General features: G+C 65.5%; 12 protein-coding genes. 6 read left to right on the forward strand and 6 right to left on the reverse strand.

The window, feature by feature from the left end; all coding sequences use genetic code 11:
* Positions 1-522, reverse strand: a 522-nt coding sequence (locus V2I30_RS08255) for a thiamine biosynthesis protein ThiC (RefSeq protein WP_330661651.1), incomplete at its 3' end; no start/stop codon positions are given.
* A 178-nt stretch (positions 523-700) separates the two neighbouring features.
* On the opposite strand from V2I30_RS08255, the gene V2I30_RS08260 reads away from it, so the two are divergent.
* Positions 701-1,819, forward strand: coding sequence for an NAD(P)H-dependent flavin oxidoreductase (locus V2I30_RS08260; RefSeq protein ID WP_330661652.1), 1,119 nt, complete (start codon positions 701-703; stop codon positions 1,817-1,819).
* Between the two features lie 7 nt (positions 1,820-1,826).
* Here the strand turns inward: V2I30_RS08260 and V2I30_RS08265 are convergent, their stop codons facing one another.
* Entirely contained in the window at positions 1,827-1,979 is a 153-nt protein-coding gene (locus V2I30_RS08265) for a hypothetical protein (protein ID WP_330661653.1), read from the reverse strand.
* Between the two features lie 208 nt (positions 1,980-2,187).
* Here V2I30_RS08265 and V2I30_RS08270 point away from each other — a divergent pair, with 208 nt between their 5' ends.
* Positions 2,188-3,819, forward strand: a complete 1,632-nt coding sequence (locus tag V2I30_RS08270; RefSeq protein ID WP_330661654.1) for a YadA-like family protein — start codon at positions 2,188-2,190, stop codon at positions 3,817-3,819.
* 475 nt (positions 3,820-4,294) lie between these two features.
* Here V2I30_RS08270 and V2I30_RS08275 read toward each other — a convergent pair whose 3' ends face one another.
* The gene (locus tag V2I30_RS08275; protein WP_330661655.1) at positions 4,295-4,882 is read right to left on the reverse strand and encodes a TetR/AcrR family transcriptional regulator; all 588 of its coding nucleotides are present in this window, start codon (positions 4,880-4,882) and stop codon (positions 4,295-4,297) included.
* Positions 4,883-5,053: 171 nt separating this feature from the next.
* On the opposite strand from V2I30_RS08275, the gene V2I30_RS08280 reads away from it, so the two are divergent.
* On the forward strand, positions 5,054-5,755 hold the full coding sequence (locus tag V2I30_RS08280; RefSeq protein WP_330661922.1) for an SDR family NAD(P)-dependent oxidoreductase: 702 nt from the start codon (positions 5,054-5,056) through the stop codon (positions 5,753-5,755).
* Positions 5,756-5,831: 76 nt separating this feature from the next.
* Here V2I30_RS08280 and V2I30_RS08285 read toward each other — a convergent pair whose 3' ends face one another.
* Positions 5,832-7,175 carry an amidohydrolase family protein gene (locus V2I30_RS08285; RefSeq protein WP_442896917.1) on the reverse strand — a complete coding sequence of 448 codons (1,344 nt, stop codon included), beginning with the start codon at positions 7,173-7,175 and terminating at the stop codon, positions 5,832-5,834.
* A gap of 176 nt (positions 7,176-7,351) precedes the next feature.
* On the opposite strand from V2I30_RS08285, the gene V2I30_RS08290 reads away from it, so the two are divergent.
* Positions 7,352-9,421 (forward strand): S9 family peptidase, encoded by a 2,070-nt coding sequence (locus tag V2I30_RS08290; RefSeq protein ID WP_330661656.1) that lies wholly within the window; start codon positions 7,352-7,354, stop codon positions 9,419-9,421.
* Between the two features lie 178 nt (positions 9,422-9,599).
* On the opposite strand, the gene V2I30_RS08295 is transcribed toward V2I30_RS08290, so the two are convergent.
* Positions 9,600-10,526: a MipA/OmpV family protein gene (locus V2I30_RS08295; RefSeq protein WP_330661657.1), complete on the reverse strand. Its 927-nt coding sequence runs from the start codon at positions 10,524-10,526 to the stop codon at positions 9,600-9,602.
* Between the two features lie 101 nt (positions 10,527-10,627).
* Positions 10,628-11,479, reverse strand: coding sequence for a MipA/OmpV family protein (locus V2I30_RS08300; RefSeq protein ID WP_330661658.1), 852 nt, complete (start codon positions 11,477-11,479; stop codon positions 10,628-10,630).
* Positions 11,480-11,680: 201 nt separating this feature from the next.
* On the opposite strand from V2I30_RS08300, the gene crtY reads away from it, so the two are divergent.
* Together crtY and V2I30_RS08310 are read left to right on the forward strand one after the other, a co-directional pair.
* Entirely contained in the window at positions 11,681-12,991 is a 1,311-nt protein-coding gene (gene crtY, locus V2I30_RS08305; RefSeq protein WP_330661659.1) for a lycopene beta-cyclase CrtY, read from the forward strand.
* 3 nt (positions 12,992-12,994) lie between these two features.
* Positions 12,995-14,584 carry a phytoene desaturase gene (locus V2I30_RS08310; protein ID WP_330661660.1) on the forward strand — a complete coding sequence of 530 codons (1,590 nt, stop codon included), beginning with the start codon at positions 12,995-12,997 and terminating at the stop codon, positions 14,582-14,584.
* Positions 14,585-14,617: the final 33 nt, after the last annotated feature.

Raw genomic sequence — 14,617 nt, forward strand, 5'->3', positions numbered from 1 at the left:
AAAGACATCGCGGCCTGCCGCCATGGAGGCAGCGTTGGCGATTATCGCGATGACGCCCACAAGCGCGGCCAGTCCGCCGATCGCCTTGGCGAGCCCACCGCCCGCTTTCATGTGCGCCAGCCCGAAGATGAGCGCGGCAAAGGCGATCAGGACCTTGGCGGCGTTATAGACGAAGAAGGAATAGGCGACGACCGCGCCCGCCGCCGGCTGCATGCCCGGCACCGCTTCGGCGGCATCGAAGAAGGGACCGAACATGAAGAGGCCCACGCCCACCTGCCCGACATTGAGGATCGCGCTGGCAAACAGCGCACCCCAAGCGGCGGTGAAGGCCTTCGAATGCACCATCGGCACGCTCGCAAAGGCCGCGATCGCGACGAAGATCATCGCCTCGACGCTCCAGATCGGCAGGCGATTGACCTCGGGCGCATTCAGGTAAAGCGCGGTGTAAAGCGACTGCGAAACCGCTGCGGATATGAGCAGGAATGCGACAATGGTCGCCGATTGGCGCGGTGAAAAGTCCATGGATGTGTCCCCCTGAAAAAGTGTCGGTTTGCTCCCGGTTCGGTGCACTCGCGCCAAAAGTTACTCCGGGATGAACGAAAATTGCCAGCCCCTTGCATGCAATCGCTGCCGAGGGATGGACAGCGGCGGACGGGCGCGCCACCAGAAGCGGCAAAAGCCATATAAGAGGAACCCGACGATGCCCTTCCGCATGACCGAGATGGTGGGATGCGAATTCCCGCTCTTCGCTTTTTCGCATTGCCGCGACGTCGTCGCCGCTGCCAGCCGCGCCGGCGGCTTCGGCGTGCTTGGCGCGGTCAGCTACACGCCCGAACAGCTGGAGCACGAGCTTGGCTGGATCGACGATCATGTCGAGGGCAAGCCGTACGGCGTCGATGTGCTGATCCCCGAGGTACAGGCGGTCGACCACTCGGTCAGCGCCGATGCGATCATCGCGCAGATCCCGAGCGAATATCGCGATTTCACACGCACGCTGCTGCGCGAATGCGGTATCGCCGAGGATGTGGGCGCGCCGCAGGGCGGTAGCCAGGCGCCCAACACTTCGCTTGGGCAGGAATTGCTCGAGGTGAGCTTCAACCATCCCGTGCGCCTGATCGCCAACGCGCTGGGCACCGCGCCGCCGGAAATGATCGCGGCGGGCAAGACACACGGCATTCCGGTCGCAGCTTTGGTCGGCGCGAAGGAGCATGCGCTCAAACAGGTCGAGGCGGGCGTCGACGTGATCGTTGCCCAAGGCGGCGAAGGCGGCGGGCATTGCGGCGATGTATCGACCGTGGTGCTGGTCCCCGAAGTCATCGGCGCGATCGAGGAAGCGGGCGCCGACATTCCCGTGCTGGCCGCCGGCGGGATCATGAATGGCAGGCAGATGGCCGGCATGATGGCGATGGGCGCGGCAGGCGCCTGGTGCGGCAGCGTCTGGCTCGCCTCGCCGGAAGCCGAGACCACGCCCGTCTTCCGCGAGAAAATGGTCGCGGCCGGATCGCGCGATACGGTGCGCTCCAAGCATCGCACGGGGAAATACAGTCGCCAGTTGAAAAGCGAGTGGCACGAGCGCTGGGAGAGCGCGGGGCTCCCGGCGCTGCCGATGCCGCTGATGAGCCTCCTAGCCGAGCCGGTGCTGCGCGCGCTCGATCAGGCGGCGGTGGGCGGCAATGCCCGCGCTCAGGCGCTTTCGAGCTACTGGGTCGGACAGGGCCTCGGCCTCGTCAAGGATCAGCGCGCGGTGGGCACCATCGTCCAAGACTTCAAGCAAGATTTCGCCGCCGGCTTCGAGGCACTCGCCGCCTCCTTCGAGTAGCGGATAGCTATTCCGGCGTCGGCGCTATCTCGAGCATCTGGCCGACGTCGCTGAAATAGGGGCGATCGCTATTTGCGGGGGTGACGGATGGCGTTTCCGGCGCGGCATCACGGATAGCCGCACCCTCGCTCGCTTCGCATCCGGCGAGAAGCAAACCCACAATTGCCGTGAAAACCGATCGGAACTCTGCGCGCACCCGCGATCCCCGAAAAAACCTGCCTTATCGTGGACCTACAGGCCGAGTTTACGGCGTCCAATCATCGCAGGTCACACCGGATCGGCGCAATCTCGCCGCGACGCGAAGGCGGCTGCAAAATAAGGGTGCCAGCTCCGCTCCGAATGCCATTCCAATCCAGAAAGGCCTTCCCATGATGATCGCCTCCCTTCTTCGCCGATCCAGCGCAATGGCGCTGGCCGTTCTTGCGCTTTTCGACGCGGACGCCGCGCGGGCGGATGCTTTGGCGCCCTGCAACGCGGCGAGTGCCGTCGATAATCTTCTGGGCACGCTGGATGACAGCCTCGAATGCGGTGCGGATGCGAGCGCTGCCGGAGCCAATGCGACCGCGCTCGGCAATGCGGCGGAAGCGGGCGGCGATCTCAGCCTCGCGGTGGGCGATGGAGCTGTTGCGAGCGCCACTCGTGGCACCGCGGTGGGCCAGTTCGCTCAGGCGGGGAAGGACGGTGCGGGCAACAATGCGAGCGCCTTTGGTCAGTCGGCGCAGGCGAGCGGGCTCGGCGCAACCGCGCTTGGCGCAGCCTCGGACGCAACAGGTGATAACTCAATCGCTGTCGGCCTCCTCTCGCTCGCCGACAGCGCCGATGCGATCGGTATCGGGCGGCTAGCCTATGGCAGAGCGTCCGGGGCCATTGCGCTGGGCAAGCTTGCAGGCGCAACTGGCGACGATGCGCTGGCGATCGGGGCCTCATCCGATGCGGGCGGGGTGGACGCGATTGCGATCGGCAGCAGCGTTCTTGCCGCGGGGCGGGCGAGCATCGCGGTTGGCGCGGAGGCTTCGGCGCAAGGGATCGGAAGCGTGGCGCTAGGCGAATTCGCCAGCGCGGCCGGGCTTAGCACGCTAGCCATCGGCGCGGGCGCTTCGGCGGTGCGCGAAGAAGCGCTGGCGATCGGTACGGGTGCGTTCGCCTTCGACTTCAACAATGTCGCGATCGGCACGCGGGCGCGGGCGACCGCGCTGAATTCCACCGCCTTCGGCAACCGAGCGCTCGCCGCGGGCACATCCTCGAGCGCATTCGGTCAGGAATCGCGCGCGACCGGCACCTTCGCGACCACCACCGGAACGGCCTCGGTCGCTTCGGGCGGATCGAGCGTCGCCTATGGCGTGCTCGCAATGGCTACCGGCGACGACGCCACCGCCCTCGGCATGCGCGCCGGCGCCGGTGCCGATGGCGCAACCGCGCTGGGCCAGAACGCGCAGGCAAACCATGCCGGATCGACCGCGCTGCGCGCCGGCGCCGCAACAGCAGCCGAGAACGAGGTGGTGCTGGGCGCGGACGGAACCTCGGTGCGGCTGGGCGATATCGATGCGAGCACGCTGGCGCAGGTCGGCCCGGTCGACGCGGTCACTGTCGATGGCAACGGTGTGCTCGGGCGACAGACAGTCGCCACCGCGGCGGCGGTCGACAATGTCCGCGTGGCGGTGGGCAGCCTTGCCGCGATCAGCGACGCGCAATTCGATGGCCTTGCGCGCAACGTTACGGCGCTCGATGCGCGATTGGGGTCGCTCGAATTCGAGCTTTCCGAACTCGACGAACGCGCCCGCGGCGGGGTCGCCGCAGCGATGGCGATGGGGGGTACGATGATCGTCCCCGACACGCGCTTTTCGGTGAGCGCCAACCTTTCGACCTGGCGCGGCGAACAGGGCTTCGCCGGCACCATCGCCGCGCGGGTGGGTGAGCGGCTCTACCTCTCCGCCGCCATCGCCGGCGCCAGTACGAGCGACAGCACCGGCGGGCGGGTGGGCGTGGCCTTCGGGTTTTAGACGCGGTTGGCGTCCGGTGTCCGCGCGCGCTTCCCGCGTTTGCTAACCCGCGCCGGCCGCTCCTACACCCGCAATCCACACACGCGCCGCTTTTGCGCCCTCTCGCCCCGTGTTCCTACAGGGCCGTCCCTTGACCCGCTCTAATTCGTTCGCAGCACCGTATTTTGAGGCTTTTGTCCGCTGCGCTTCGCCTGCTGCCCCAAGCCCGGTGCCCCGCGTGCGGGTTCCCTGGATGCACCGCTCTTCCGTCCGCCAGCCGCGTCCACCGTTCCCGCGCCCGCTGTTCGTGCGCGCATCGCTTCTGCGCTCTGACCCTGCGTCCACTGCTCCTACTCGGCGGTTCCATGATCTGCCCACGCGCCCGTTTCCCCCATGCCCGCCACTCCCGCGCCCGCCGGCTTCCTTCCGCTGTTCCGAGCTGGCCACCCTTCAACCGCCGCTTTGCGCCCGGTGCCCCTTAGCCAGGACGATACCGTCACCTCAAATAGCTCTCGAACAGTGCCGTAATCCCCTGCGTAGCCTGCCGCGTCAAAGTGCGCCCCTTGGACGTGCGCGCGACGATGGAAGCGCCACGGATCTGCGACATGACCACGCTTGCCAGCATCGCAGGATCGGCGTCGTCCCACAGCCTCCCACTCTCCTTCCAAAGCTCGAACGCCACCAGCAGCGCCTGATGCTGCTCAAGGATCAGCCAGTCCATCCGCTTGCCCAGCGCCGCGCGGCGATTGCCCAGCTCCTGCTGACCGCCCGCGACCAGACAGCCCGAAGGCCTGTCAGGATCGAGCAGCATGTCGGCCTGCGCATTGAACAAACCTGTCAAAGCGGTGAGCGGATCGTCATTGTCGAGATGCCGCATAAGCTGCGCGGAGACCGTACGCTCGTAATGGTCGACGGCCAGCCCGAACATCGCATCCTTGTTGCCGAAGGCATTGTAAAGCGACTGGCGCTTGAGCCCCGTCGCCGCCTCCAGCACGCCTATGGAGGTCGCTTCATAGCCATGCTCCCAGAACGCATCGGTGATTTTTTCGAGGGTTTGTTCGCGGTCGAAACCGGCGCTGCGCATATTTTTGACCTTTCGTTCAACTTCGTTTTTGACTGATCGGTAAAGCAAACCAAGCTACATTTTACCGATCAGTCAAAAATAGGAGTAAGTGTCATGAACACCACCGCATAATTCGCCCGCCCCGTCCGTCTTTCCGGGAAGACCGCCGTCATCACAGGGGGAACCAGCGGCATCGGCCTCGCCACCGCGAAACGCTATCCGGAAGAGGGCGCGCACATCATCATCATCACCGGTCGTGGCCAGGAAGGCATCGACGCAGCGCTCGAGAAGCTGGGCGAAGGCGCGCAAGGGGTCGTCGCGGACACTACCTCGCTCGAAGACCTCCAGAAGCTCGCCGCTTTTGCGAAGGACACGTTCGGCACCGTCGACATCCTCTTCGCCAATGCAGACAACGGCATGTTCGCGCCCATCGGCGGTGTCGACGAAGCGCTCTATGCGCGTCAGTTCGACCTAAATGTGAAAGGCGTCTTCTTCACCGTACAGGCTTTCCTGCCGCTGCTCTCGGAAAACAGTTCGGTCATCCTCACCTCCTCCGCCGTCCACGCCAAGGGCGCGCCGGGCGGCACGCTCTATTTCGCGAGCAAGGCCGCGGTGCGCAGCTTCGCGCGCACGATGGCGGTGGAACTGGGCGGCCGGGGCGTGCGGGTGAACACGCTGTCGCCCGGCCTCGTGCCGACCAATTTCTTCGAGAACTCCAATGCGCCCGCCGAGCTCTACGACGATTTCGAAGCGATGGCGGGTACAGGCGCTCCGCTGGGCCGCGCGGGCAAACCGGTCGAAATCGCCGAAGTCGCGGTGTTTCTCGCCTCGGACGAGGCCAGCTTCGTCACCGCCGCCGATTACGTCGCCGACGGTGGCTGGATGAACGTGTAGATCCAGGCCCGTCGCCAAACGGAAAAGGGCCGCAAGCGTCGATCCGCTTGCGGCCCTTCCTGTCTACCTGCGCGCGCTATTCGATCACGCGTCCGCGCACCATGACCCAATCGACCTCTTCCAGCACCGTCGCGTCGTCGAGCGGATTGCCCTCGACTGCGATAAGGTCGGCGGAAAAACCGGGCGCGAGCCGCCCGATCTCATCTTCCATCCCGATCAACCGCGCAGCCACCGTGGTCGCGCTCGCCAGCGCTACGCGGCTGGTGAGGCCGCCCGCCATCAGCAGCCGGAACTCGCCGGCATTCTCTCCATGCGGGAAAACGCCGGCATCGGTGCCGAAGCCAATTGCGACCCCGTTCGCACGGGCGCGGGCGATGATCGTGTCGGCGACCTCGGCAACCGCGCGGATCTTGCCGTCGACCACAGGGGTGTAGAAGCCGGTGCCGACCTGCCCGCGAATGCCCTCGAAGGCCATCAGCGTCGGCACCAGCGTCGTCCCCGCCTCGTTCATCGCGCGCGCGGCGGCTTCGTCGATGTAGGTGCCGTGCTCGATCGTGTGCACGCCCGCGCGGGCGGCCGCTTCGATCCCGCGCGCGCCGTGCGCATGGGCGGCAACCTTGAGGCCGAGGCTGTTCGCGGTCGCGACGATCGCCTCCATCTCGTCATTAGTGAAATGCGCTTCGAGACCCCTGCCCTGCTGCGAGAGCACGCCGCCGGTCGCGGTGATCTTGATCAGGTCGGCGCCATATTGCGAGGCGAGCCGCACCTTTTCCGAACATTCCACAGGCCCGGTGCAGGTGAACCCTGAATCGAGCACGTCGTTCACATGCTGCGTGAAGCCGCTGACATCGCCGTGCCCGCCGACGATCGAGATTGTCCGCCCCGAGGTGACGATGCGCGGTCCGGGAACCAGGCCCTCAGCGGTGGCGCGGCGCAGCGACTGCATCACCTGATCGGTGCGCGAGCCGAGGTCGCGTATGGTGGTGAACCCGGCAAGGGCAGTGATCCGCGCATTCTTCGCCGCGATCAGCGTGAAATATTCGGGCGGCGTGGTCGCCCCGCGCCAGAATTCGCCCGAAGGATCGCCGGATATATGTGTATGAAGGTCGATCAGACCGGGCAAGACGGTCTTGTCGGAAAGGTCGATCCGCTCGGCCTGCGGCGTGTCGTAGGCGGCGAGCGCGGCGTCGCCCGGATCGTAAACGCCCTGCACTTTGCCATCCACCACCAGGATGGTCTTCGCGCCGGTCGGCTCGCTGTCGGCATCGACGATGACGCTGCCCGCATCGATCAAGGTCTGCGCCGCCGCGGGCGCGCCGCAAGCGAGAGCGAGCGCGCCGGCTATCGGAGCCAATCCCCGCACCGGCATTCTCGGCCCGATCCTTGCCGCCGCGCGCCCCAGAGCTTCGATCGCCTTCATGTTTCTCTCCCGTATGTCTCGTGATCCGTGCTCTTGTCTTGGCCGGGATGCTCTGCACTGACAAGCCCTAGGAAAGGGCGGTGCCAACCGTGTTCCTGCTGCGACGGTTTGCCATTTTGCCCGCCCCCGCTATGACTGCGCGCTTGTTTTCAGCCACGACAGGTAACGCCCTTTTTATGACCCGTATCGCACTTGCCAGCGCCGCCCTCCTCGCCTTCGCCTCGCTCGCCGCAGGCGCCCAGGCGCGCCCGATGACGCCCGAGGATGTGGCGAAGCTCGAAAGTGTAGGCGCGATCGCGGTTTCGCCCGATGGGGCGCGCATCGCCTATACCAGCGTCAGCCTGCCCGATGTGACCGAAGGTGAGGAAGACGGTACGTCGCGCTCGCGCCTCCATGTCGCGACCGGGCCGGACGTGACCCGCGCCTTCCTGCCCGAGGACGTGTCCGCCGGCGACGTCGCCTTTTCGCCCGATGGCCGGATGATCACCTTCACCTGGGCCGAAGACGAGGAAGAGGCCGCGGTCTGGGGCATCCCGGTCGATGGCGGCACTTATATGAAGCTTGCGCATGTCGAAGATGCAGCCGTGCGCGACTATCGCGTTGCCGCCGATGGTCGCTCGATCCTGATGCTGGTCGCGCCCGAGGCCGATAGTCAGCGCGAGGCACAATCCGAGGGCGGCTTCACGGCAAAGGTCTACGAGGAGGAGAACCGCAGCGCGCGCCTGTTCCGTGCGAACCTGATGATGGACGGCACGATGGACGAAGAGCCCGCCGAAATAGACATCCCGGGCTTCGTCACCGCGTTCGACATGGACACCGAGGGCCGCTTCGTCCTGGTCGAGACCGCGCCGACCCCGCTGGTCGACGACAGCTACACCAAGAAGCGCGTGAACCTCATCGACCTGTCCACCGGCACGGTGACCGAGATCGAAACGCCGGGCAAGATCGGCGATGTCGAGATCTCGCCCGACGGCACGCAATTGTCGCTGATCGCCGGGATCGACATGAACGATCCGGCGGCGACCACGCTGCATCTGGTCGATGTCTCCTCGGGCGAATATCGCGCGATCGGCGAAGGCGAACCATTCGCCGCGGTCGATGCCGAATGGCTGCCCGACGGGCGCCTGCTGACGGTGGTCCATCGCGGCGTCCAGTCCGAGCTGCACTTTCATGAAAGCGACGGTTCCCTCGCCGAGATCGTCGATCCGGGCGAGCTGATCGTGACCCGCGTCGAGGCCGCCGGAGGCCGCGTCGCCTTCACCGCCAACGCCCCGCAACACCCGAGCGAGCTGTTCGTATGGCGCGACGGCAATTTCGACCGCTGGACCATGCACAATGACTGGCTGTCCGAAATCACCTTTGGCGAACAGCGGGCTTATACCTACAACGCGACCGACGGTCAGGAAGTCGAAGGCGTGCTGGTCCTGCCGGTGGGCGGCGTTCCCGCGGGCGGCGCGCCGACTATCATGGACGTTCATGGCGGTCCCGAAGCGCATGAGAGCAATGGCTGGGTCACGGGCTATGGCTCGCCGGGCCACGTCGCGGCGGGCGACGGCTATGCGGTGTTCCTGCCCAATTACCGCGGCTCGACCGCCTATGGGACCGACTTTTCCAAGCAACACCAGGGCAATTACACCGACCCCGAATTCCGCGACATCGTGGATGCGAAGAACGCGCTGGCCGCGGACGGCATCACCGACCCGGCGCGCACCGGCATCACCGGCGGCTCCTATGGCGGCTATGCCAGCGCCTGGGGTGCGACGTACTATTCGAACGAATTCGCAGCCAGCGTCATGTTCGTCGGCATCTCGGACCAGATCAGCAAGTTCGGCACGACCGACATTCCGTATGAGATGTACAACGTGCATTCGCGCGCCTGGCCGTGGGACGACTGGCAGAAGATGCTCGAGGTCTCGCCGATCTACTACACCGACCGCGCGGAAACGCCGCTCCTCATCATGCATGGCGAGGACGACACACGGGTCGATCCCTCGCAATCGATGGAGCTCTATCGCTTCATTAAGGTGCGAAAACCCGAAACGCCGCTGCGGCTCGTGCTCTATCCGGGCGAAGGGCACGGCAACCGCAAGGCCGCCAGCCGCTACGACTACAACCTCAGGATGATGCGGTGGTTCGACACCTACCTCAAAACCGGCGACCGCGATGCGGCACTGCCCGCCCCGCGCCCGCAGCTCGCCGAGGGTGCAAAGGGCGCGGTCCTGGAAGAGGATGACAGCGAGGATTGAGGCGCTTCGACTAAAGAAAAGGGTCGCCCGAACAGGCGGCCCCCTTCGTTTCAACTCTCCAAAAATCGGCCTGAAAGGCCGCAAGGGCGACCGCCCGCCCGCAGCGGGCCCGGACCTCGGACTTGATCCGGGGGAGGGCGTCTAGCGAGGACGCGCCCGCGGATGCGGGTGCGGAAACCTAAAACGTATATCCGACGCCCAAGCCGCCGATGAACTGGTTCGCGCTGCCCCGGTCCGCGGTGAAAGGCGTGTCCGCCGCATCGCCGATAAGCCGGGAATAGCCGCCGAGGGCGTAAACGTTGAAGCCGCCGTTCAGGATGTTCCCGTCCAGATCGACGGTTACGATGGCGAGTGTGCCGAGGCTGTTGAGCCCGCCATCGGCGGTGAATTCGGCAAGGCCGGTTGCCGCCGCGTCGGCAAAGGTGACGGTGTAGTAATAGTCGGCGAAATCGTCGTCGACGAACTGGGCGTTGACCGCCAGTTGGACGGCGATACCCGGATTCACCGGGGTTAGATAGGTGACGCCCGGTTCGAACAGCATGCCGTCATGTGCGCCCAGCACGTCCCAACGCACCTGCGCGTTGATGCCCAGCCGGTCGTACGCGGACAAGACGCCCGGGATGCTCACCCCGCCATTGACGCCCACTTCAATCGCCACGTCGAGCTCTTCGGCTAGCTCGACTACCTCGTCTTCGATCTGGTCGGCGCGATCGTTGCGAAAGCGGAAGGACGGGCCGAAGGAGAAGGTCGTCTCGGGTGCCCCGCGCGAAGGTCCTTGCGAGAGGAGATCGAGATTGAAACCCGGGCCGTTGGGGCTGATCCCAACCCCGCCGACGCGTCCGACGATGAGCGGCAGGGGAAAGAAGATGTAGTCGTCCGAACCCGAATAGCTCGGCACAAGTCCCGCGCCGATGCCGATCGTCGCCCAGGTCTCATCGAAGACCGGCTTGAAGTCGAGCGGCGGACGTCCCGGCGCTCCGCTTGCGGCGACCGGGGGCCGGCCCGTTTGCACGGGCGCCGCTTGCCCGGCGCCTGCCGCAATGCCCTCCTCTGCAGAGGCTGCCGATAGGTCGAATTCGCTTAGCGCCGGCTCGTCCACGGCCATCGCCGGGCTCGCGAACAGGGCGGCGAAGGCTGTAACGGACAGAGTCGCGTGCGAAGCCCGGCTGCAACGGCCCGCGCGGCCGATCTGGCGTATTGCTCGCATCAGAATGTGTAGCCGATGCCGACCCCGCCGAAAAACTGGTCCGCGCTGCCAGTGATATCGGTGAAAGGCGTATCCGCCGCATCGCCCAGCACCCTCGTATAATTGGCGATGCCGAAGATCGCGAAGCCGCCATCGAGCAGGTCGCCATTGAGATCGAGCGCGCCGAGCAAGGTCACTCCGGTGTCGATAAATCCGCTATCGGCCGTGAAGGCGGGCAGCGGGGTACCGGGCGCGAGCGTGGGATCGACGGTGAAGTAATAATCGGCGAAATCGTCATCCGCCCAGGTCGCATGACCGGAAAGAGTGACCGCGGTGCTGCGCGACAGGGGCGTGAAATAGGTCAATGTCGGGCGCACCGACATGCCGCTATGCGCGCCGGCGACATCGAACAGGATGTCGACGTTGAGATTGACGCTGTCGACCGGGGTGATCACGCGGTCGATATTCACGCCGATGGTCGGCCCGACTTCGACCGCGATGTCGAGCTCGGGAAAGGCCTCGACCAGTTCGTCGTCGACCTTGATCGCACGGTTGAAATTCAGCTTGAGTTCCGGCCCGAACTGGAACGAGACCCGCTTGTCGTTGTCGTCGACGAAATCGAGCGCGAAGCCTGCGGGGCGCGGATTGACGTCAATGCCCCCGATGCTGCCCTGAACGAGCGGCAGGGGGACGAGGGTGTAATCGTCCGAGCCGATATAGTCGGGGCCGATGCCGATTCCGATGCCGACCGACAGGAAGTCGCCGTCGAGCGCGCTGCCCTCCAGGCTCGGCAATTCGGTTTCCGGCGGCGGCACATCGGCGCTCTGGGCGCTTCGGGCGTGGACGGCGACGGGGAACGCGGCTTGGGCCATTGTAGCGAGGGTGATAGCGGCGAGGAGCCGAGGGCCGCGGCGGGAGGGACGGCGGGCACGAAGAAAATGAACCATGCGCCTATTGCACATGCAACGATAAAGCTTGCAACTGTTAAGTCCAGCGCATTTCCATGCGAACCCGGTGAACCTCCCTCACCATCGTTGCCCCTTGGACCCGCCTCGCCTAGGGCGCTCGAACCGATGAGCGATTCAAAGCCTGCCAGCGCCCCTCCCGGCGAACATCCAACACCCGGCGCTCCGACAAAAGACCTCGTGATCGTCGGCGGCGGGCTTGCCGGGGGGTTGATCGCGCTCGCGATGCATCGGGCGCGGCCCGATTGGGAAATCGCGCTTATCGAAGCCGGTCGCAAGATTGGGGGCAATCACCGTTGGAGCTGGTTCGACAGCGACCTTTCGGACGAGGGGCGCGCGCTGCTCGCCGGCTTTCGCCAGACCGAATGGGCGGAAGGCTACGAGGTGCGCTTCCCGAAATATGAGCGCAGGCTGGGGACCGCCTATCGCTCGATGGCGTCCGAAGATTTTCACGAAGCGCTGATGGGCGCCTTGCCGCAAGGCTCGGTGATGCTGTCGCGCAAGGCGACGGCGCTCGACGCGCATGGGGTGGACCTGGCGCCGGCGGGCAACGGCGCGGATGGCCTGCCCGAGCGCATCAGCGCGCGCCGGGTGATCGATGCGCGCTCGTTCCGCCCCTCCCCGCATCTGAGCGGCGGGTGGCAGGTCTTTCTCGGTCGGCACCTGAAGCTCCCGGGCCCGCACGGACAGGATCGCCCGGTCATCATGGATGCGACAGTCGATCAGCTCGCCCCACACGGCAATGGCGGCGCCTATCGCTTCGTCTACGTCCTGCCGCTGGGCGAACGCGACGTGTTCATCGAGGACACCTATTATGCCGACGACCCGGCGCTCGACCGGGCGGCGCTGTCGGGCCGGATCGAGCAATATGCCCGCGCGCATGGCTGGCAGGATGGCGAGCCCGTCCATCACGAGGCGGGGGTGCTGCCGGTGCTGACCGGGGGCGATTTCTCGCGTTATCAGGATGAGATCCGCATCCCCGGCGTCGCCGTTGTCGGCGCGCGCGGCGGCTTCACCCATCCGCTCACCAGCTACACGATGTGCGTCGCGGTCGAAAATGCGCTTTATGCCGCGCGCCATGCCGACTTGTCCGGCCGCGAGCTCGCTCAGGTCTTCGAACGCCGCGCGAGCACGCACTGGCGCCGCACCGCCTATTATCGCCTGCTCGCTCGTTTCCTGTTCTTCGCCGCCGAGGCGGACAAGCGCGTGCGCGTGTTCCAGCGCTTCTACACCCTTCGCGAAGGACTGATCGAGCGCTTCTACGCCGCGCGGTCGCATCCTCTCGACCAACTGCGCGTCTTGTGGGGCGAGCCGCCCGTATCTATCGTCAGCGCGCTACGCGCCATGTTCCGGCGCGGTCCGCCGCTAAAGGCGCGCGGCGGGCCGGAGCCGCAGACGGAATTTCCGACGGAGAATTGAGCCATGAACGCCGATCCCAATATCGCCCCCGGGCTCGATCTGACCCCCGGCGCCGCCCGCCCGCGCGGCATCGATCCGGCGAGCGCCGAAAAGTACGAGGGTAAAAGCGCCTGCGTCATCGGTGCCGGTTTCGGCGGCATGGCGCTCGCCATCAGGCTGCAATCGGCGGGCATTTCGACCACCGTGGTCGAGGGCCGCGATCGACCGGGCGGGCGCGCCTATTTCTGGGAAAAGGAAGGCTTCACCTTCGATGCCGGCCCGACCGTCATCACCGATCCGCCCTGCCTGGAGGAATTGTGGCAGCTCACCGGCCATGACATCGCCGAAGATGTCGAGCTGATGAAGGTCATGCCGTTCTATCGCCTCAACTGGCCCGACGGCACCAATTTCGACTATTCGAACGACGAGGAGCAACTGAACGCCGAGATCGCCAAGCTCAATCCCAACGACGTCGTCGGCTATCAGCGCTTCCTGCAATATTCCGCCGAAGTTTACGAGGAAGGCTATGTCAAGCTCGGCACCGTCCCGTTCCTCGATTTCAAGTCGATGCTGAAGGCCGCGCCCGCACTGGTCAAGAAACAGGCCTGGCGCAGCGTCTACGATATGGTGGCGAGCTTCATCGAAAGCGAGAAGCTGCGCGAGGCGCTCTCGTTCCACACATTGCTGGTCGGCGGCAGCCCGATGAAGACCTCCTCGATCTACGCGCTGATCCACAAGCTGGAGAAGGATGGCGGCGTGTGGTGGGCGCGCGGCGGGACCAACCGGCTGATCGCGGGAATGGTGCGCCATTTCGAGCGGCTGGGAGGGACCATGCGCGTGGGCGATCCGGTGGTGCAGGTGCACACGATGGGCACCCGCGCCACCGAGGTTGAGACCAAGAGCGGCTGGCGGACCCGCTTCGACGCGGTCGCCTCCAATGCCGATATCATGCACTCCTACAAGGATCTGCTCGGGGCGTCGGATCGCGGCAAGAAATACGCGAAGTCCTTGTCGCGCAAGAGCTTTTCACCCTCGCTCTTCGTCGTGCATTTCGGTCTCGAAGGCACCTGGCCGGGCATTCCGCACCACATGATCCTGTTCGGCCCGCGCTACAAAGGGCTGGTCGAGGACATCTACAAGCATGGCGTACTGCCGCAGGATTTCTCGATCTACCTGCACCATCCGACCGTCACCGATCCGAGCATGGCGCCCGAGGGCAAGAGCACGTTCTATGCGCTCGTGCCGGTCGCCCACATGGGCAAGCTGGCGGTCGACTGGGACGATGTCGGCCCGCGGCTCGAAAAGGCGATATTGGACGAGATCGGCCGCCGCCTGATCCCCGACATCCACGACCGGATCGTCACCAAATTCAGCTATGCGCCCAAGGATTTCGCGCATGATCTGAACGCTCATATGGGCAGCGCTTTCAGCCTCGAACCGGTGCTGTGGCAAAGCGCTTATATGCGCGGCCACAACCGTGATGACGTGATCGAGAATTTCTACCTCGTCGGCGCCGGCACGCATCCAGGCGCGGGCATTCCGGGCGTGGTCGGCAGCGCGAAGGCGACGGCGGGGCTGGTGCTCGAGGATTTGGCGGTAAGGGCGACGGCATAAATCCTCCCCCTTTTTGGGGAGGGGGACCATGCG

The organism is Erythrobacter sp. (genome assembly GCF_036351135.1).
Lineage (GTDB): Bacteria > Pseudomonadota > Alphaproteobacteria > Sphingomonadales > Sphingomonadaceae > Erythrobacter.

Bases quoted from the DNA above. Each gene is read 5' to 3' on its own strand.
- crtY (WP_330661659.1), top strand. From the start codon at position 11,681: ATGAGCGATTCAAAGCCTGCCAGCGCCCCTCCCGGCGAACATCCAACA.
- V2I30_RS08285 (WP_442896917.1), bottom strand. From the start codon at position 7,175: ATGAAGGCGATCGAAGCTCTGGGGCGCGCGGCGGCAAGGATCGGGCCG.
- V2I30_RS08260 (WP_330661652.1), top strand. From the start codon at position 701: ATGCCCTTCCGCATGACCGAGATGGTGGGATGCGAATTCCCGCTCTTC.
- V2I30_RS08275 (WP_330661655.1), bottom strand. From the start codon at position 4,882: ATGCGCAGCGCCGGTTTCGACCGCGAACAAACCCTCGAAAAAATCACC.
- V2I30_RS08290 (WP_330661656.1), top strand. From the start codon at position 7,352: ATGACCCGTATCGCACTTGCCAGCGCCGCCCTCCTCGCCTTCGCCTCG.
- V2I30_RS08310 (WP_330661660.1), top strand. From the start codon at position 12,995: ATGAACGCCGATCCCAATATCGCCCCCGGGCTCGATCTGACCCCCGGC.
- V2I30_RS08295 (WP_330661657.1), bottom strand. From the start codon at position 10,526: ATGGCCGTGGACGAGCCGGCGCTAAGCGAATTCGACCTATCGGCAGCC.
- V2I30_RS08300 (WP_330661658.1), bottom strand. From the start codon at position 11,479: ATGGCCCAAGCCGCGTTCCCCGTCGCCGTCCACGCCCGAAGCGCCCAG.
- V2I30_RS08270 (WP_330661654.1), top strand. From the start codon at position 2,188: ATGATGATCGCCTCCCTTCTTCGCCGATCCAGCGCAATGGCGCTGGCC.